This window comes from Vitreoscilla filiformis (assembly GCF_002222655.1).
GTDB classification, from domain to species: domain Bacteria; phylum Pseudomonadota; class Gammaproteobacteria; order Burkholderiales; family Burkholderiaceae_C; genus Ideonella; species Ideonella filiformis.
In genome coordinates this window covers 671815-690226 of record NZ_CP022423.1, presented here as the reverse complement: position 1 = coordinate 690226, position 18412 = coordinate 671815, and the positions used below count along the sequence as shown (strand labels likewise).

Here is an 18412-nt window from a genome sequence, read left to right as displayed (position 1 = left end):
ATGAGCCTGAACCCCACCACCGTTGACATCCGCTCCCTCAACGAACAACAGCGCCGGGCGCTGCTGGACTGCACCGGCCTGAGCCGCCGGCAATCGGCCTACCGCAACTCATTTGTGGTGCGCAAAGGAGGTGCCGATGCGCAGTTGGCCCAGCAACTGGAAGCCAAGGGCCTGATGTGCTGCAAGCCGTATTTGAACGACCACAGCCTGCTCTACCAAGTGACCCAGGCCGGAATGGATGCAGCGCTGGCCATTGGCGCCCTGAAGCAGGGCCGCGCCTGGGTGCCCTGCCACGTCACCCCCGCCCAAGCCTGACAACCCTCGCCCAAGGAAACGACCATGTTCAAGAACCTGATTTTGTACGCCATCACCGGCACCAACCCTGCCCGGTGCGCCGACCTGATTCCTGCGCTGGTGCGCGAGGAGTTCCGCCCCTGCGAGCCGGCCAAGGAACATTCGGCTGGTTGGGTTGATCCGGCCGACCCGAGCGCGACCCGAGGCGCTTTGGTGCAGCCGTTGTTCTGCCACGGCTGGATGCTGGCCTACAAGACCGAAACCAAGAAGGTGCCCACCCAGGCGCTGAAGGCGCGGGTGGCAGAGATGGCCGAGGCCATCTACAAGGAAACCGGGCGCCGCCCCGGCAAGACGGCTGCCAAGGATTTGGCCGAAGCAGCCAAGTTTGAGCTGTTGCCCCGTGCGTTTGCCCTCCAAGAAACCACGCTGGTGTGGCTGGACACGGACAACGGCTGGCTGGCATTGGACTGCGCCAGCGCCAAGCGCGGCGCGGACATCGTGACGGCGCTGGTGCGGATGATCCCCGGCCTTGTGGTGACGCCAGTGCAGACGCAGGTTTCCCCGGCTGCGGCCATGTCCACCTGGCTGGGCAGCGGTGATGCACCCTGGTCGTTTGGCCTGTGCCTGGGCCGCTCCGCCGAGCTGCACCGTCAGGACGAAACCCGCGCCAAGGTGCGCTACGTCAACCACTCGCTGGTGACGGACGAAGTGCGTGCCCATGTGCGTGAGGGCTACACCGCCAAGCAACTGGCGTTGGAGTGGGATACCCGGATGACCTTTGTGCTCACCGATGCCTGGACGCTGCGGAACGTGGCCCTCACCGATGTGGTGCTGGAAGAGAACAAGACGGCGGGCGGCCCCGGCTGGCCTGACGCCGAGGAGGTTTGGCGCACCGATGCGGTGCTGATGACCGCCGAGCTGCAACGCATGTTGGCCGACTTGATGAACGCCCTGGGCGGCAAGTTGGCGATCGGGCAACCCGCTGCCACCGCCCAGGCGTAACCCCCACACAAGGAGCGGGCACCATGCCTCCGAGCCATCAAATTTCAGCCGATCAAGTGCTGTACCTGCACGAGGTACGCACCCGGCTGGACAAGGCCGCGCACGGCGAGTGCGGCGCCATTGCGGATGAGGCGGCGGCGCAGCTTGGCGTGACGCGCAGCACCATCCACCGCCTACTGGCCGAGCAGCTCGGCCGGGACACGGGGCGCAAGCGCCGCAGCGATGCGGGCAAGCGTGGCGTGACCCACGATGAGCTGATGAAGATCAGCGCGGCGCTGATGGGCACCTTCCGACGCAAAGGCATCAACCGCATGACCGCCGATGACGCGGTGGAGCTGCTGCGCCACGACACGGTGGGGCTCATCAGCACCCAGCTTTCCACCAGCAGGCTGCTGGTGCTGCTGCGCGAAGCCGGGCTGCACCCCGACCAGTTGCGCCTGCCGGAGCCGGCGATTCAGGTGGCCACGGAGCACCCGAACCAGTTCTGGCAAGTGGATGCATCGGTGTGCGTTGTTTATTACCTCAGCAACGCCACCGGGTTGCAGGTGATGGACGAAAAGAAGTTCTACAAGAATAAGCCGGCGAATATCACCCGCGTCCAGGAAGAACGGTTGATTCGGTATACCGCCGCCGATGTGAACTCCCATGATTTCCTGACCCGGTATTACCTGGGCAGTGAATCAGCGGCCAACCTGGGTGAGTTTCTGATCTGGGCGTTTGGTGACAAGGGCGGACGCCACCCGATGCACGGGGTGCCGCTGCATCTGGAGTTCGACCCAGGTGCGGCCAACACCTCGGCGCCGGTGCTCAACCTGTGCGAGCGCCTGAAGTCCAAGGTGCTGGTGCATGAGCGTCACCGCTCACGCTCCAACGGCAGCGTGGAGAAGGCCCACCACCTGGTGGAAATCCACTTCGAGCTGGCCAGCCTGCGCTTTGCCAAAGTGGCCAGCCTGGACGACTTGAACGACAAGGCGCTGCTGTGGAGCCACTGGTACTGCGGCACGAAGAACCACAGCCGCTACGGGCGCCCGCGCCATGCGCAATGGTTGACGATCACCGCTGACCAACTGCGCATCGCTCCCCCGGCGGATGTGATGCGCCGCCTGATGCGGGCGCACCCGATCAAGCGCAAGGTGGACACGAATCTGGAGATCACCTTCGCCTTGCGTGGGGCCGATGGCAAGGTGAGCCGCCACAGCTACCGCGTGCGCCACTTGCCGGGCGTGAAGGCTGGGGACATGGTGCCGGTGGTGGCCGACCCGTACCACCCGCCCAGCGTCGAGGTTGGCTATGTGGACGGCAGCACCGGGCGCCTGGCGTGGATGCCGTTCGAGGCGGTGACGTTCACCAGTGCCGGATACGCCACCGACGCACCGCAGCGCGGCCAGGAACTGCGCGCCGCGCCGCGTGGCTTGCTGGACGTGAACCGGGATGCGGTGGTGCAAACCGCCTACGGCGGCGACACGCTGGACGAAGCCAAGGAACGCCAAGAAAAGGGTGGCCTTGTGTTTGCCGGGCAGGTTGACCCGTTTGCCATGCACAAGGCGGATGCCGCCCAACTGCCCACTTACATGCCCAAGCGCGGGCACCAAGTGGCGGTGGAAGACCGGGCGGTATCCACCCGCCGCCTGACGGTGCCCGAGGCGTGCCAAGAGCTGAAGCGCCGCCTGGGCGAGCGCTACACGCCCCAGGTGTACGGCTGGGTGCAAGCCCGGTTCGGCGCCGACGGCGTGCCCGAAGACCAACTCGAAACCCTGGCCGAGCAACTGGCGCCAAGCGCACCCGCTGCCCAGCCCGTGGCCCCGATGCCGCTGCGTGCGGTGGGAGGTTTGTGATGAGCAAGAGCATCAAAGAAATTACCCGTGCCGTGAAGGCCGCGACCGGTAAAACGCCGGCTGAGCTGCTGCTGGAGCGGTTTGAAGAACAGCAAACTTCGACCCTCAAGACCGACGAAACCACCCCAGAAGAGCGGGCCGCGATTGGTGCTCTGGAGGATGCAATCCGCGCCCTGCCGCGCAGCTTGTTCATTGAAACCAGCGAGCACGAAGGCCGCGCAGCCATCTACAAGCGCACGGGGCCTGGGGAAATGGTGCTGGTGGGAACCGTCTACCGCAAACGCACGTTTTCACAGGTTTGAGGGGTTCAAGTCATGACCCCCAACACCCACCCCCTGCGCCTGCACACCGTGCTGACCGCCTCGCGGTTGAGCCTGCGCCAAGTGGCTGAACCGGCGGGCATTTCACCGGCAGGTTTGTCACAACTGGCGCTGCATGGGCAGTGGCCCAAGCGCCGCGATCAGGCCGAACTGCGCCAGGCCGTCACCCGCTCGCTCGCTGACCTGGGCGTGCCAACCGAGCAGCTTGATCACCTGTTCGAGCCGCTACCGGATGCCACCCAAACCGCCCCCAGCACCACCGACAAGCCCTCTCTGTTGCCCCCGCTGCGCCGCGCCCATCGGGCTGGCACCCACCCCAACACCCGCACCACACCCAACCAGGAAGACACCATGCTGATCGCCAAACAGAGCCTGACCACCGACGCTCGCAAGCACTTCAAGTTGTTCACCGGCCCGTTCGACGACGAGGTGACACAAGACGCTCACCTGTTCGCCAATGCCGAAATCCGGTTCGTGCGCGAAATGGTGTGGCAAGCCGCACTCAACGCCCGCATGTTGGCCCTGGTAGGCGAGAGTGGCTCAGGCAAGACCACCATCCTGGGCGACCTGAAAGAGCGCATCCAGCGCGAGAACAAACTGCTCAAGATCATCGCCCCCAGCGTGGTGGGCATGGCCGACAAAGACACCAAGGGCAAGCCGCTCAAGAGCAGCGACATCCTGGCGGCCATCGTGCTCGACCTCGACCCCAAAGCCACCGTGGCCCAAACCTCCGAGGCGCGCACCCGCCAAGTGTTGAAACTGCTGGAAGAACATCGCAAGGCGGGCTGGGCGCATGTACTGGTTCTGGAAGAGGCGCACGACTCACCCTCCACCACCCTCAACCAGTTCAAGCGTTTGCATGAGCGCATGCGCGTGGGTCGGGCTCCACTGCTGGGCATCCTGATGGTGGGCCACCAGGAGCTGGCCGACAAACTGCAAAAGAACGATGTGCGCGAAGTGCTGCAACGCACCGAGATCGTCGAACTGCGCCCGCTGGGTGTGAAGTCGGGCGACCTGGCCGCCTACATGGCCCACCGCGTCAAAGCCTACTGTGGTCGGGAGTTGGGCGAACTGTTCGAGCTGGACGCTATCGCGGCCCTGGCCACGCGGCTGCAAGGCGACATCTACCCGCTGGCCATCAACAATTTGTCCAACCGGGCGCTGAATCAGGCCGCCGAGCTGGGCGCCCCGGTGGTGACTGCTGACGTGGTGCGGATGGCATGAACACCGCCACCTCCCTGGCCTGGGCTGTGCGCTCCTGGCTGTATCGCCTGGAAGTGGTGTGGCTGCGACACCAACTGGCCACGCTGGCCCGCCGTGAAGCGGTGTACCGCACGCACATCCAGACCGAGCTGAACTACAGCGCAGCACTGCGCATCGAGCTGGCCCAGATGCTGTCCGAGACCACCATCCAGCGCACTCGACTGCGCGCCAGGCTCAGACGCATCTGGCGCGTGTGATCCCCGGCGCCCATGCGCCCCGTTGCCGGTCGGCTACCGGCGAAGTTTCCCTCGACAACAACCGCAACATCATGAGCACGCAACAAACCTCCACCATCCCCGCCGGCTACATGCAAGACCCGCAGGGCCGACTGATCCCCGAAGCCATGGTCGAAGACATCGACAAGCTGCGCGATCAAACGGTGCGCGAAATCGTGGCCGAGTTGAAAGAACTGCAAGCCCTGACCCAAGCCAAAAAACGCAAGACGTTTGATGCCGTTCAGGCGTTCTGCGAGATCAGCGCTGAGAAGTACGAGATCACCTGGGGCGGCAACAAGGGCAATGTGAGCCTGCGCTCGTTCGATGGTCAGTACAAAGTCGAACGGGCCATTCAGGACTGCATCGTGTTTGATGAGCGTCTGCAAGTCGCCAAGAACCTGATCAGCGAATGCATCGACGAGTGGATCGCTGAGGGCGTGCGCCCGGAGCTGGCGGCCATCGCGCAAGACGCCTTCCAGGTGGACAAAGAGGGGCGGGTGTCGGTGGCCAAGGTGTTGAGCCTGCGCCGCTTCAATTTCCCCGACCCGCGCTGGCAACGCGCCATGCATGTCATCGCCGAATGCATCATGGTCACGGGCAGCCGCAGCTACATCCGGGTCTATGAGCGCGTGGGGGCCACGAACAAATACGTGCCCATCGTGTTGGACTGGTCGGCCATTTGATCTGGGGGGCTGTCATGTACACAACATCTGCCCGCTACACCCCGGCGCCCAACTCCAAACGCGCATCTGTGCTGTCGGTACTGCGCCAAGCCGGCAAACCGCTGTACTCCTGCGAGCTGATTGCCCGCATGATTGAGCTTGGTTCCCCCATCAACGTACACCAACTGGCTTGCCTCTTTCGGCCTCTGTTGGCAGCTAAGTTGGTTTACCAAATAGAACCCGAACCAAAATCAGTGTGGGTCGCCGCCGATGCACCAGTTCAAACCCGGCCCGTCTGCCTGCTGACTCATGAGGGCAGCGTGTTGGACAAAGCGCTGACGTTTCTTATGGGGTGCCCTGATCTGACATCGTCATTGGCCCGCATTCACACTGCCATTGGTCATTCACGTCACGATGTCCAACGCGAGTTGACCCGCGCCTGTGCCAAGGGGTGTGCGCTCCATTCGTCCGGTATGTGGCAGTTGGTGCCAGATCGCTGGTTATCGTCCAACGTCAAAACGCGAGCGGCCGCTGCTGCCGTGGCCGCGCCACTGCGGTCGGTTCCCCCCTCCGACTTTCGCTCAACCATGACCCTGGACGAGACCGATGAACCCCCATTCGTGCATCGCGTTATCCCATCTTGGTTCTGGCAAGCCAAGGTGCCGATCCGCGCAGTGCGCAGTGTGTTTCACCTGGGAGGACTGTGATGGCAACCGCAGCCACAGCTACAACCAAGGCCTCAAAGGCCGCGCCGCTGACGCAACTGTTGGGCATTGCACGCACCTGGGCTGATGCGTCGGGCGTGATGACCGAGGCCGAATATCGCCAACGGATGGCGCGCATGTTTGGTGGCCGCACGTCGGCTACCCAACTCACGCGGGCTGAGCAGTACCACCTGCTGACCACGTTGTTTGAGCGTGAGCTGGGGTGGAAGCGCACGGGCAAGGGGGGCACCCCAGCGCCAGGCTCCGGGCGGCGCAAGCTGGAGCGCTCGCCAGCGTCCACAAAAATCCGGGCGCTGTGGCTGTTTTTATACGTGCTGGGCGAAGTGCGTGATTCAAGCGAGCGCGCCTTGGCGCATTACATCAAGCGTCAAGTCGGGGTCGAAGATCTGCACTGGCTCACGTCACAGCAAAAGTCCGACGTGATTGAAGCGCTGAAGTTCTGGGCTGTGCGCCCGATGAGCGCCGATGTTGCCAAGATGCGTGCCGCCTTGGAAAACCCGACGATGCGCCAAGACCCTCCCGCCTACCGTGATGCATTGGTGTTCGCCGAACGTGCGGCTAACAGCGCCAGTTGGGCGCCGTGGTGGCGCGCATGGCAAAGCGCCAGCGCAGCGCTGGGGCGCAAGGTGGATGAGGCGATTGCTAAGCCACTGGCAACGCCCATCCGCAAGGCCAAGCCGATTGAGGTGGCGGCATGACTCGCAAAAAGCCGTATCTGTTCATTGAGAACTTGACGGCCGTGGCAGCCCGAGTACTGACTGATCGCGGTATGGCGCCAGACACTGCTACGACCATTGGGCGAGAAATCGCAGTGGGGATGTGCAACATGTACGCTCGCACTCACCTGTACATCCCCGCAGCCATCGACCTGACCAAGCCTCTCAGCGCACGGAATCGCGCCATTCTCAATGCGTACAGTCAACCAAGCCCTACCGCTCGCCCGTTCTCGTCGCGCCGGGTCGAAGAGCTGGCACAAGAGTACGGTCTGACCGAAACCTACCTGTATGAACTGCTGAGCGACACCATGGACGCAGTGCGCAAAGAGCAAGGATTGCCGCCGATGGATGAACGGCAAGGGCAGTTCCCGTTGTAATGCTCAGGCGGGCAAAGCAAAAGGGCGGCAAAGTTGGCCGCCCTTTTTCATTTTCACCGGCTGAAAGTTATTTCACACACTCCATCCGAGAACTGCCAATTTCATCCGAGGTCATCCGGATTTATCGCGTGCCGTTTGGTGGTTTATCTCATCTCTCTTCACTTGTGGGTCGCCTGGTGCTGCTTGATGCGGGTATCCAGTTCGGCATCGCTCAGGCTGGCCACGTCACCGCCGGGGTCGCCGTTGGAGAACGAGGCGGCGGGCGTGCCCTGGGGCTTGTACTCCCCGAAGCTGACCCGCACCGGCAGCGCGCCGAACGCATCGCGCACGAACTTCACCGCGTCGAACTCCACGCGCTTGTCGCCCTCGGCGAAGCTCACGCGCTTGATGGTGGCGGCATCGCCCAGGGCGTCCAGCACAGCCACCAGCTTGGGCATGTCGGCCGGGCTGATGCGGGCACCGGTCTGGCCCTTGCCGCACATGCCCTCGGCGAAGCTCACATGCTCGGCATGGCGGGATTCAGCTTGGGCCTTGAGCACGGCCGCGTTCGCGTCGCGGGCGGCCTTGGCATCGGCTTCGGCCTTGATGCGGGCAGCTTCGGCGTCTTCGGCCTTCTTTTTGTCAGCGGCAGCCTGAGCCTTCAGTGCTGCGATTTCTTCTTCGGTCATGGTGGTGCTCCGTGGTGCGGTGGCGGTGGATGAGGCCTCAGCAAAACTCACCCGGCGGGTGGGAGCCTCGGCAAAACGTGCGGCGGTCGGGGTGGTGGTGCGAGCGGACAGCGGCGGGATGCGGGGGATGTCTTTGAGCCCCTTCACGGCTGGGGGCTGTCCACCCAGGGCGCCGATGTGGCGCGGATACCAGATGCCCGGCTTGGGGTTCACCGGGTCTTGCGGGTGGTAGAACTCGATGGAGCGCTTCTTGAGCTGGCCGCCATCGGTGGCTTGCAGGGCGTACTCGGGCACCACCTGATGTGCCCTGGCCAACAACTTGCCGTCATCGCTCACCGCGAACTTGAGCGCGTAGCCGTACGCCGGGTCGCTGGTCTCGGGGTGGCCGATGGTGAACGGTGCTTCGTGCAGCTTTGGGTCGTAGGCGGCGGCGGTCTTGAGCAGGTCGTCACGGGTGATCGTGAACACGTCGCCTTGCTCCGACGGCCGGGTGCCTGCCGCAAATACCTCGATCAACTGCGATTCCATCGCCTGCTTGGCGGCGAGTGCTGCGGCTGTCGGTTTGCTTGTTGCGGTGCTCATGGGACGACATGGTGCGCAACGGGACGGCATAACTCCAGTGAGCACGCGCTCCAGAATTGCCTGCATCCACTTGATTCCCCGGGCCAACCGCACCAATCCAATCAACCCATACCCAACAAACCCCGTTCCAAAACGTTCCCAAGGCCCATAGGAGCGCCTAATCCGATGCGGGACATACATCGGCACCATCAAGACGAAAAAAAGCCCCATTTCTGGGGCTTTGTTGTTTCGTCAGTAGTGCATATCAGGGGCCATCAAGCGCTAGCGGAGGCTGGTGTTTGGCGTGGTACTCCTGACGCCACATTCGCACAATGCGCCGCACCTGTGGCTCACTCAGCTCGTATTCGCGCGCCAGCGCAGCAATGTTCCGACCTGTATATCGGGCCATCATTTCGCGGTCGCGCTGTGTCAGCCTGTATGCGTGACCAACCATCATGTAGAACGTCTCGCCACCGTGCTCCATGCACAAGCTCTCAACAACCGCAAACGCCAGCCACGCAATCCGATGCATAGCTGGCGAATCTGCGGGGGGCATTTCTTCGAGCAGTCTGGCGTACACCGTGAGCGCCATACTTTTCAGGCGCGCTGGGTACCGTGACGGCAAAAGGCCCTCTAAGGGCCTCCGCTGCTCTGGTGTGAGCCGCGCGCTGTCAGCCATCGACGTTCAGCGGCACGTTCTTGCGAGCCGCCCACTTTTTGAGTGCCTCGATGATCCGGTGGCACTGGTAGGCATTGAGCCATCGCCAGTGATCCACGCCAGTTTGGCGCTTGACGTAGGCCAACAGCGCATCATCCGTGTTGTTGCGCACCTCGCCAGCAGCGGCCAGCGCATGCCAGATGCAGCGCGCCTTGAGCCACAGCGGTGAGCGCGCCCATGCATCGCTGCTGGGCTGCGAGCGCCCGGCGCCGTAGCCCAGGGCGACAAAGTGCGCGAAAACTTCCGCCTGCTTGGCCTTGGGCACCAGTTTGAGCGAGCGCACGCCGTAGCGATCTTGGAGCATGTCGTAGTAGGCCTCATCGGTCTCCAGCCCTGGGATGCGCTGATCCATAGCCCATTTGCGGGCCATGCCGACCTTGGCGTAGATGTTGGGCTCCATCGGCTTGGTGGCGCGTGGGGCTGGGCGGTGGACTTCCGCCGGTGGCGGCGCAGCGCGGCGGCGTTCGGATGCGGTGAGCGGTTCCATTTGCGGGTCTCCTTGTGTCAGAGCTTGGCGATGTCCAGCGGCACCGATTCGTACTTGTCAAAGCGGCCTTCCACCCGACGGTGCAACCGCACATAGCTGCGCACACCGCCCACCCGCATGGCCTCGTTGATGATGTCCATCGCCTGGGCCCACTTGGGATGTTTGATGCCGTAGGTCAGCAGCTCAGTGAGCCGTTGCACGCTCAGCCGCCCGTCTTCCCCACGCCGGAAGGTGCGATCCAGTACCACCACCAAATCGGGATCAACTCCGTCAGTTTTCTCTTCGACGAACTCCTCCAGCAATTGCTTGGCCGCCATGACGTTCTCGTCGAACACGAGGAACTCCTGCGCCGAACGCTCGACCTTGAACTTTCCGTTGTAGGTGCGGATGGTCATGTTCCCCTTGTCGCCGCCCAGCGTCACCTTGTGCTGGCTGGCGGCCACCTCGGCCAGGGCGGCCATCTCTGCAAAGATGCGACGCTTGAGCGCGCGGGTGCGGGCCTGCAAATCCAGCCACTCGGCGGCGATGCTGCCGGTCAGCTCATCGCCCAGCTTCTCGATTTCGGTCATGCCCGATTCGCGCACCAGTTGGCCGCGTGCGTTCTCGCGGTATCCGGGTTCAATGGGTTGGCCTGTTTGGGTGTGGAAGTTCGTCACGGCTGTTGCTCCTGTTGTGCGGTGTGGGGTTTGCGCCCAAGTTGCTGGCGGGCGCGTTCGATGGCGTCTTTGGGTGGCACGTAGGGCACCGCTGGCGGCATGGCCCGTGGCATGGCTGGCGCAGCCGCCACGGCTGGCACCGGTGCCTGTTGCCCCACGGCAGGCCGGTGGCGCTGCTGCTCTTGCTGGGCTCTTTCGGACTTGGCCTCGAAGTCGTTGGCCTTGTTGACCAAGATGCTGTAGAGGTAGGCATTACCCTTGAGCGGCAGCGTCAGCGAGCCGGCATCGGCTTGGTCGAACAAGGCGCGCAGCGCCGCGAACCAGAGCGCTTCGGGTGCCTGCCATTCGCGCCCATGGCGCGTGATGCGGTTGCGGCGCATGTCGGGAACCAGCTCGGCCAGCAGGGCGCGGGCATCGGGCAGGCGGATGCGCTGCTTGGGCGGAACATGCAAATCCAGATACCGGATCACCAGCCCGCCCAGCGGGATGCTGTGCGCCAGGATGTCGGCGGTGTAGCGGCGCACTTCGTCGTCGTTGATCATGTCCGCGATGACGGCGCTCAGGCTCTGCACCGCCGAGCAGCAGGGGCAGACGTGCAGGCCCAGCACCGGGGCGGTGGTGTGCGTCACGGCGGCGGTGGCGCTGTCGGCGGTGGCGTGGGTGGCTTTCATTGGCTCAACTCCTGGCGCACTTGGCGCAGCTCGGTGGTCAGTTCGTCGCGCAGGTGGTGCAGGTCGGCCAGCTCATCGGCATGCCAGCGGTCGCGGTACGCGGCCACCAGCCGATCCGATTCGCGCTCCTCGGTGGTGCGTTCGATCAACTGGCCGACGGACACCAGGCGCAAGGCCAGCGCCTCGCGGCGCAGCATCAGCCGGGCGCGGTGGGCCAGCCTGAAGGGGCGCACCAAGGCGCGGGTCATCAGGGGCAGCATCGTCAGACTCCCGTGATGACGTTGCCATCGACCTTGGCCATGCCCGCCAATGCGGCGGCATTCATCGCGCGGGCCACCAAGTTGTTGACCACCAGCGGGTGGCAGATGCTCACGCGCTCACTGGGGCGGCCACGCTCGGGCACGCGGATCAAGCGGGCGCGGATGGCGTCGTAGGCATCCGGGGCCAGCACGTCATCCACCTGGGCGCCGGCGCGGGCGAACTTGTGGCGCAGGTAGGCCTCCAGGTCGCCATCGAGCGCGGGCAGATGCACCAGCTCGCAGCGCTGCACCACTTCGCGCACCTCGCCGCTGCGCTCGCTCAGGCGGGTGGCCAGTTCGGGCTGGCCGATCAGCGCGATGCCAATGAGGCGCGAGAGGCCGTCCTTCAACTCCGCAAAACGCTTGAGATGCTTGAGCGTGGGCACGGGCAGGCTGTGGGCCTCCTCGATCAGCAGCAGGTGGCTCTGGCCGGCGCGGCGGCTGGTGCGCAGCACCTCATGCACCTGGGCGAATCGGGCCTCGGGGCTGCTCTTGCAATGCGCCGTGGGCGTGAGGGTGCGGATGATGGCCTCGGCGATGGCCGGGGCGCGCAGAGGCTTGCCGCGTGATTCACTCTCTTCCATCGCCAGCACGTAGGGACGGATGACGCTCACCGGCTTGTTTTCGTCGATGACCCGCTGTTCCAAGTCTTCGGCCAGGGTGCTCTTGCCCGAGCCGCTTTCGCCAACGATGGCCACGAACGCGTGATGCAGCGCGGCATCCAGCAGCACGTTGCGCACGTAGCGGATGGCGCCGCTGGCGAACACGTCATCGCGGGTTTGCACGTCGTCGCGGAAGGGGTCGCGTGCCAAGCGGAACGCCATCTTGGTTTTCTGGTTCAGGTTTTCGCATCGCAGCAGCATGGTGGTGTCCTCGGGATCGGTGGGGGTGGCAGTGGGTTGGCTGGCGTCTTCGCCAGCGGTAAATAGGGGGCGCAGGTCTTCAGGCTTTGCGCCGTGGTCGGTCAGGAACTTGGCGGCAGCGGCGCGCACTGCCGGGGCGTTGCGGGTGGGCCACTGGCCCTTGCTGACCAGCCGGCTGGTGGTGGCCTTGCCCAGGCACAGGGCGCGAGCCATGTCGGCCTGGCTGGTGCCGAGGCGGGCGAGGAGGGGTTGCAGGCTCATGGCTTCACCGCCTTCCAGGGTTCCGCGCTGTGATGCGCGATGAACTCCATCCGGTTGGAAAAAACCGCTTCACGATCTGGCGGCAGTGCATGCTCTTTGGGCTGCCGCTTCGCTGTGTTTGCCCTGTAAATGGCCAAACCTGCGCACCTGCTGCCAGCATGAACGTGGCACTCCACAACATGATCTGAGTGGCACAGCCGGGCGTATTCCTCCGGGGTGCTACCCCCGAGCCAACCATTCAGCGAACTGCGCAGCAGCGGGCAATCACTGCATGCTTTCGTCAGTTGACTGCTGGCCGGGCTGGCCTCACCTCTGGTGATCAGCTTGCGCATCACACACCTCCATTCACAATCCGCAGGGCCGGCGGTGCCGGGCGCTCCAGGCGGGCTTTAAGGTCATCGAGCTGGCTCTCGGGCACACCTTGCGGGTGCCACTGGTTCACCAGGGCGTTGCGCTCGGGCGTCATCTCCACGCCCTTGCTCACCAGCCAGCGGGCCGCTTCGAACGTGTTCAGCAGCCGGTCATCCGTGGGCGGCTGGTACAGCGGACGCAGCGGCGTGGGCGGCGGCGGGGCCACGGTCACGGGGTCGGGCATGTGCTCGCCACGGCGCGGCAGGAAGTCCACCGCCCCGGCCTCCACCCCGTCGAAGGGGTTGATGCGGCCACCGAACGGCGTGTAGTCCTTGCGGCGGCGCAGCTTGTCGGCGTCCTCCAGCGTCTTGGCACCGGTGGCCAGGTAGGCCAGCTCTTTGCGGTGCTTGTCGGCGACGGTGTCGGCGGGGCGCCCGTAGTCCTCGAAGAACACGTTGCCGCCACGCACAAACCGCCCGCCGTCGTCCATGCGCTCCACCAGTTGGCAGGGGTAGAGGGTTTCGTGCCCGTCCTGGTCGGCATCCACCACGAACACCTGGGCGGTGTCGTAGGGGTTCCAGGTGACGGCCAGCTTTTCGCCCACCATCACCCCAGGCACACCCGACACATCCCACGACTTGCCGCCGAACTCGACCCACAGCCGATCCGTCACGGTGCGCCGCTCCGGAGCGTGGGTCAGCAGCGTGCGGCACATCTCCACGCTTGGCGGGATGCGCAACTGCTCTGGCTGGATGCCCTGCCACACGGCAAACCGTGTCTTGCCCGTGCGGCTGTGGATGTGAGTGCTGTTGTAGCTGGCCATCCAGATGCCGGCCAGTGCGTTCAACTCCTCCAAGCTCTCCACCTTCGGTGCAAAGCGCAACCAGGCTTCAAATTGCGTTTCGACAATGTTCTGGGCGTTCTCCACCTGGCCAGTGGCCCGCGCTTGCCGGGGGGCGTGCGCCTCGATCCGCACATCCAACCGGCGCAGCAGGTTCTTGGTGGTGCCGGCGGTGTTGGCACTGCCGGGGTCGCAATAGATGCCCACAGGCACGCCATGCATGGGGATGCGGTTGCCCTTGGGCTGCATCGCCCAGATGAGCGCCTCGGCCAGGTTGATGCCGCTCTCAGCCCCGAGCACGTAGAACACCAGCACCGCGCCGCTGTAGTGATCGGTGATGACGTAGCGCCACACGCGGGACTGGGCAATGCGATCCAGGTTGGCCGGCTTGTTCTTGTAGAACTCGTCGTGATCCGCCACGCGCAGGCCGGAATCCTTGCCCTTAGCACCCTTCAGGTAGAACAGCACACACAAGCTGGCATCCACCTGCCACACATGGTTCGGATGCAGGCTGCGCATGGACACCGCCGGGGCGGGCCGCAGCATCTGATCCGGGTGGAGCTTGTAGGTGCGCAGTGCCCGAGCAATCGCCGAGATCGACAGCTCGCGGATCACGCCATCGGCATCCACGAACTCAGCGCGGATGTTCCCCGTGCGGCGCAGTGTGGTGACGGCCTCCAGCACCGACACCAGGCGCTTCTCGTTCTTCCGCATTCCCTCCAAGATGAACGCCGAGATCAACGCGGCCTCATCGCGCTTGAGCGATGTCTCCCCCGCATCAGATCGGCGCTTGCGTTCCGGTTTCACAGTGACCTCCTTCAGTGCTCTCAAGAGGGTGGCTCTGGACATCCCCAGCTCGGTGCAAGCGGCTGCGTAGACCGCTTCTTTCCCACCGTGCTGGGCCTGGGCTGCTGCCTGGGCGATCTGCACCAGGCGCTCAATCAGTGCGGGGCTGCGTGTGGCCATGACGGCATCCCCCTAGGCATCCGTGCGGCCAGCCATTGCCCGGCCTGGCGCCAGCCCGACCGGGCCGCAGCAGGCGGCGGCGCAGCCCTCACTCCCTGACCCGCAGCGGGGGGCATGGCCGATGTCGCGGGGAACCCCGCCGGACGCACAGCCGTCAAGCGGCCAGCCGCAGGGCGCCGGCTGGTCTCGATGGGCATGACGCGCACCGGCTCGCCCAATTCGGCAGCGGCATCGCGCACCGACTCCGATTGCGCCTCGGCGCGGGGCTGCGATGGGATCGCCACCGTCCATGCCACGATGCCCAGCACCTCCAGCAGCAGGCCCTGCGCCAAGGTGGCCAGCAGCCCCACCGCGCCCACCGGCAGACCGGTGACGGATGCGATTTGTGCATCCATCGGGTCAACCCGGCGCGCGCTGGCGGCGCTGTCCGCAGCGGCGGACAGGGTCAGCAAGCGGGCTTCCAACCCGGCGCGGCGGTCGGCCTGTTGGCGCTCCACGGCCAGGGCGTCGATGCGTGCCTGTGCTGCTGTCACGCTGGCTTGCTGGCTGGTGCAGCGTCCTCCGCACCGGCTGGCGGCAGCGGTGGCGCGGGCCGCATCGGCGGTGGCCTTGGCCTGTTCAGCGGCCACGTCGGCCAGCGGTCTGGCCTTGATGGCGTCGATCTGCCGGCGGATGAGCGTCTGCTGTTCGCCCTGGCCGGTGCTGGCCTGTGTGGCGCGCTGGTGGCCTGCACGGTCAGCCGCAGCCCCGAAGTAGTGGCCGAGGTGGTACAGCGTGGCAACCAGGCACAGGGCCGACAGCAGCCACATGCCCGGGCGCCGGCTGGACAGGGCGGGCAGCACATGCGAGCCGACCACAAACGCGCCCGCCACGGCGGTGTACAGCGCCTGATCGGCCACGCCTGCACCTCGGTCTGACGCGGCAGCAGCGGCCATCGTGACGCACACCCCGGTGATGCCCAGGGCCAGCGCCAGGGCTGCACGCTGTTGCAGCGGGGTGGGTTGAGCGGTAGCAGCCATGCTCAAGCCTCCCCGCCCTGCGCGGCCTGAATCCAGTCGGGGATTTGCTCGGCGCCCAGGGTGGGCAGGCCAAACTCATCGCGCAGCGTCTCAAGCTCCACGATGAGCTTTGCAACCGTGGCGGCCATGCGCAAGGTGTGGTCGCCAGCATCGGCCTGCATGGCTTCCAAGGCGGGGCGCAGGGTGCCGGCAACTGTCATCGTGCAGGTGGCCTCAGCCTTCGCGAACTCAATCAGCAGCGCTTCGGTGGCCTCGTCTTTCGTGCGCACCTTGATGCGGGCCGTTTCATCCTCCAGCGCTTCGATGCGCTCTTGCTTTTTGGCAATGCGCTCGTCTTTGGCCAGCAATTCGGCTTTTGCATCACGCACCGCCTTGCGCAGCTCGGTCGGTGCCATGCGATCCACATCGTCAATTTCGGCGATGCGTTCGATCACATCGTCGTCTTCGGTGACCAGTTCGAGGAACAGGCTTTGTTGCTTCACCTGCTTCGCCAAAAGTGCCAAATTGGCACTTTTGGCCGTCTTGGCAGCGGCCCCCATGAACCGGTAGGCCGAGCGCTTGGCAAACCCGAGCAGTTCCAGGCGAGCCGTGAAATCTCCATGCGGGGTGGCTTCCTTGAGCAACAGCAGGCGTTTGCCCAGCTCCAGGCACGCCTCCACGGTGCGGCGCTGCCAGAACCGGATGCCGTCCTCCAGTGCGCCGATACTCAGCTCATCGGTGTAGCCCAGCTCGCGGGCCAGGGCCACGGCGCGCTGCTGGGTTTCGGTGACTTCGGCCCGCATGTCCACCATCGCGCCGCCGAACTTGGCTTCATCCACCTCGGGATGCACGAGCAGGGCGGTTGCTTTCTTGTTTGCCATGTTGATTTTTCCCAGTTGAAAAGCGTCAAAAAGTCGCTTTTGCGGTGTCAGTCGGGGGTGCGGGTGAAGCGGTTGCGAGCCTGCTCGACCCTGGCCGCGTGCAAGTCGATGGCGCTGAACACCTTGACGGCCTGCTGCGGCAGGCGAGGCGTCAGGCGCCACAGGCCCGTTCCCTCGTCGCGCTCGGCGATGCCGGCGAGGCGCAAGTTGTCCAAATCACGCGTGACGTTGTAGGCACTGGAGCCGGTGGCCTTGGCGATGGCGGCGTTGCTCACGCCCTGCACCACGTCGGAGAACAGGGCCAAGATCACTTGGATCAGCCGCTGTTGGGCGTCGTTGCGGTAGCTGCTCATCGCACCACCCCTTCACCCAGGCTTTCGCGCACCAGTTGCAGGTAGCCCCGCAAGTCATCGGGCACCAGGTCGTAGCAGGTCATGGCCTCGGGCCAGAGGTGGGGGCCGAACGTGCCGTCGGAGTACTCCCACAGGTAGGCCAGTGGGGCGCCGGGCAGGCGGGTGGTGAGGCGGCATTCGTCCAGCAGGGCCACTTCCACCACCTCAATGCAATCGGCATCCAACTCCCAATGGCGGGCCAGGATGCTGGGCAGGCCTTCGGCCACCCCGTCGCAGTCCCAGTGCGGCGTCAACAGGTTGGTCAGGTGGGTGCCCACCGGCACCATCCACCGGCGCACGTCCCCGCCATCCTCCAGTTGATCCACCACCGCCCTGAACGGCACGCGGCCATCGACCTGACCCTGCATCACACCCGCATGCATCTGGCCAAACATCTGCACGCTGCGGGGGTTGTCAAACGCGTAGTAAGTCAACTCGGGGGCGATGTAACGGGGGAATCCAAGCCAGCCCTCTGACTCCAGCAAGCGGTGAGCCGCAATGGGCGACACCCCGCGCTCGTGCAACTGCGCATGGGTCAGCAGTTTGGCCACACGCACGCTGGCGGCGTCGGTGTGGTGGATGTCCAGCTTGAGGATCACCTTGGCCTTGATGACTTCGGCGGCCTGGTTGGCCGGGTAGTAGCCCGGCAGCTCATCAATGGCGAACAGCTCGCCGCCGGGGTACGGCGGGACGACCAGATTGCCCAGGGTGATGTGGGCGCGGTAGAGGGTGGTTTCGGTGTTCATACCGCTTCCCCTTGAGTTGTCAGATGGCTCAGCCGGCGCTGAATTCGATCCACCATGTCGCGCAAAACAATCAGGTCGGCGACGATGTCTGCCAAGTCAGACGTCCTTCCGGGTTGGGATGCCGCACTTGTCGGCGTCTGCCGTTCCCCCGTCAGCACGTAGGCCACGTCGATCTTCAGATCGGGCCGATGCAGGGCTAAAACGGCGACTTTTTCCGCTGGGAACGAATCTCTTTCTTTGCGGGCATGGAATGCAGTTTTTGTCATGCCAAGTGCATCGGCAATTTCCACGTCCTTGCTTTTTCCAAGGCTCTCTTTTAAGCGGGCGAGGACTGCACCAAATTTTTCTGGTGGGGCTTTCATGGCATCTCCTGTACGATTCAGCCCGGTTGATGCGGGCCTTTGACGCCGGGCTTGATGCCCAGAGCCACAGCGATTCGGTGCGGCAAACCACGCTTGCAAGGCGTGTAGCCGTTCAGCACGCGATAGACGGATTCACGCGGAAAGCCGTTCTTGTCAGCCCACTCGGACACGGGCGTGCCAGAGGCGGCGAACTGGGCTTTAACTTGGGCTGGGGTCACTTGATGGCTCCTTTCTTTGGCTCTGTTGAATGACATTTAACATGTCAAAAGACACTTTAAGTGT

General features: G+C 64.6%; 25 protein-coding genes. 10 read left to right on the top strand and 15 right to left on the bottom strand.

From position 1 onward, the window contains the following. From VITFI_RS03215 to VITFI_RS03170, 10 genes are all read left to right on the top strand, one after another. Positions 1-315 (top strand): hypothetical protein, encoded by a 315-nt coding sequence (locus VITFI_RS03215; protein WP_089415250.1) that lies wholly within the window; start codon positions 1-3, stop codon positions 313-315. A gap of 24 nt (positions 316-339) precedes the next feature. Next, positions 340-1296, top strand: coding sequence for a recombination-associated protein RdgC (locus VITFI_RS03210; protein ID WP_089415251.1), 957 nt, complete (start codon positions 340-342; stop codon positions 1294-1296). Between the two features lie 23 nt (positions 1297-1319). Next, entirely contained in the window at positions 1320-3131 is a 1812-nt protein-coding gene (locus tag VITFI_RS03205) for a DDE-type integrase/transposase/recombinase (RefSeq protein ID WP_089415252.1), read from the top strand. Next, a complete protein-coding gene (locus VITFI_RS03200) occupies positions 3131-3433 on the top strand; it encodes a hypothetical protein (RefSeq protein ID WP_089415253.1) in 303 nt (100 codons plus the stop codon). Before VITFI_RS03205 ends, VITFI_RS03200 begins: the two co-directional genes overlap by 1 nt. A 12-nt stretch (positions 3434-3445) precedes the next feature. After that, positions 3446-4675, top strand: a complete 1230-nt coding sequence (locus VITFI_RS03195) for an ExeA family protein (protein ID WP_089415254.1) — start codon at positions 3446-3448, stop codon at positions 4673-4675. Continuing rightward, positions 4672-4911: a hypothetical protein gene (locus VITFI_RS03190; RefSeq protein WP_089415255.1), complete on the top strand. Its 240-nt coding sequence runs from the start codon at positions 4672-4674 to the stop codon at positions 4909-4911. The genes VITFI_RS03195 and VITFI_RS03190 overlap by 4 nt, the downstream gene beginning before the upstream one ends. 71 nt (positions 4912-4982) lie before the next feature. Further along, the gene (locus VITFI_RS03185; RefSeq protein ID WP_089417880.1) at positions 4983-5612 is read left to right on the top strand and encodes a DUF3164 family protein; all 630 of its coding nucleotides are present in this window, start codon (positions 4983-4985) and stop codon (positions 5610-5612) included. Positions 5613-5626: 14 nt separating this feature from the next. Next, complete coding sequence (locus tag VITFI_RS03180; RefSeq protein WP_089415256.1) at positions 5627-6298, top strand: hypothetical protein; 672 nt, start codon at positions 5627-5629, stop codon at positions 6296-6298. Beyond that, positions 6298-7014 (top strand): regulatory protein GemA, encoded by a 717-nt coding sequence (locus VITFI_RS03175; RefSeq protein ID WP_089415257.1) that lies wholly within the window; start codon positions 6298-6300, stop codon positions 7012-7014. Before VITFI_RS03180 ends, VITFI_RS03175 begins: the two co-directional genes overlap by 1 nt. Beyond that, on the top strand, positions 7011-7409 hold the full coding sequence (locus VITFI_RS03170) for a Mor transcription activator family protein (protein WP_089415258.1): 399 nt from the start codon (positions 7011-7013) through the stop codon (positions 7407-7409). The genes VITFI_RS03175 and VITFI_RS03170 overlap by 4 nt, the downstream gene beginning before the upstream one ends. 158 nt (positions 7410-7567) lie before the next feature. Here the strand turns inward: VITFI_RS03170 and VITFI_RS03165 are convergent, their stop codons facing one another. The 15 genes from VITFI_RS03165 to VITFI_RS03095 all read right to left on the bottom strand — a co-directional run bounded on the left by VITFI_RS03165 (position 7568) and on the right by VITFI_RS03095 (position 18348). After that, positions 7568-8659, bottom strand: coding sequence for a hypothetical protein (locus tag VITFI_RS03165; RefSeq protein ID WP_157725540.1), 1092 nt, complete (start codon positions 8657-8659; stop codon positions 7568-7570). Between the two features lie 244 nt (positions 8660-8903). Beyond that, complete coding sequence (locus tag VITFI_RS18860) at positions 8904-9170, bottom strand: Mor transcription activator family protein (RefSeq protein ID WP_408645607.1); 267 nt, start codon at positions 9168-9170, stop codon at positions 8904-8906. A gap of 139 nt (positions 9171-9309) precedes the next feature. Next, a complete protein-coding gene (locus VITFI_RS03155) occupies positions 9310-9843 on the bottom strand; it encodes a regulatory protein GemA (protein WP_089415775.1) in 534 nt (177 codons plus the stop codon). A gap of 17 nt (positions 9844-9860) precedes the next feature. Then, positions 9861-10499, bottom strand: coding sequence for a DUF3164 family protein (locus VITFI_RS03150; protein WP_089415774.1), 639 nt, complete (start codon positions 10497-10499; stop codon positions 9861-9863). Next, positions 10496-11170: a hypothetical protein gene (locus tag VITFI_RS03145; RefSeq protein ID WP_089415773.1), complete on the bottom strand. Its 675-nt coding sequence runs from the start codon at positions 11168-11170 to the stop codon at positions 10496-10498. The genes VITFI_RS03150 and VITFI_RS03145 overlap by 4 nt, the downstream gene beginning before the upstream one ends. Further along, entirely contained in the window at positions 11167-11430 is a 264-nt protein-coding gene (locus VITFI_RS03140; protein WP_089415772.1) for a hypothetical protein, read from the bottom strand. The genes VITFI_RS03145 and VITFI_RS03140 overlap by 4 nt, the downstream gene beginning before the upstream one ends. Before the next feature lie 2 nt (positions 11431-11432). Further along, a complete protein-coding gene (locus tag VITFI_RS03135) occupies positions 11433-12593 on the bottom strand; it encodes an ExeA family protein (protein WP_089415771.1) in 1161 nt (386 codons plus the stop codon). Next, entirely contained in the window at positions 12590-12925 is a 336-nt protein-coding gene (locus VITFI_RS03130; protein ID WP_089415770.1) for a hypothetical protein, read from the bottom strand. Before VITFI_RS03130 ends, VITFI_RS03135 begins: the two co-directional genes overlap by 4 nt. Further along, complete coding sequence (locus tag VITFI_RS03125) at positions 12925-14751, bottom strand: DDE-type integrase/transposase/recombinase (RefSeq protein ID WP_089415769.1); 1827 nt, start codon at positions 14749-14751, stop codon at positions 12925-12927. The genes VITFI_RS03130 and VITFI_RS03125 overlap by 1 nt, the downstream gene beginning before the upstream one ends. Beyond that, positions 14727-15770, bottom strand: coding sequence for a hypothetical protein (locus tag VITFI_RS03120; protein WP_089415768.1), 1044 nt, complete (start codon positions 15768-15770; stop codon positions 14727-14729). Before VITFI_RS03120 ends, VITFI_RS03125 begins: the two co-directional genes overlap by 25 nt. A 2-nt stretch (positions 15771-15772) precedes the next feature. Next, positions 15773-16630 (bottom strand): hypothetical protein, encoded by an 858-nt coding sequence (locus tag VITFI_RS03115; protein ID WP_089415767.1) that lies wholly within the window; start codon positions 16628-16630, stop codon positions 15773-15775. Between the two features lie 47 nt (positions 16631-16677). Next, entirely contained in the window at positions 16678-16983 is a 306-nt protein-coding gene (locus tag VITFI_RS03110) for an IclR family transcriptional regulator (RefSeq protein ID WP_089415766.1), read from the bottom strand. Further along, positions 16980-17768: a hypothetical protein gene (locus VITFI_RS03105; RefSeq protein ID WP_089415765.1), complete on the bottom strand. Its 789-nt coding sequence runs from the start codon at positions 17766-17768 to the stop codon at positions 16980-16982. Before VITFI_RS03105 ends, VITFI_RS03110 begins: the two co-directional genes overlap by 4 nt. After that, positions 17765-18130, bottom strand: a complete 366-nt coding sequence (locus VITFI_RS03100; RefSeq protein WP_089415764.1) for a helix-turn-helix domain-containing protein — start codon at positions 18128-18130, stop codon at positions 17765-17767. The genes VITFI_RS03105 and VITFI_RS03100 overlap by 4 nt, the downstream gene beginning before the upstream one ends. 17 nt (positions 18131-18147) lie before the next feature. Further along, the gene (locus VITFI_RS03095) at positions 18148-18348 is read right to left on the bottom strand and encodes a DNA-binding protein (protein ID WP_089415763.1); all 201 of its coding nucleotides are present in this window, start codon (positions 18346-18348) and stop codon (positions 18148-18150) included. Between the last annotated feature and the right edge of the window lie 64 nt (positions 18349-18412).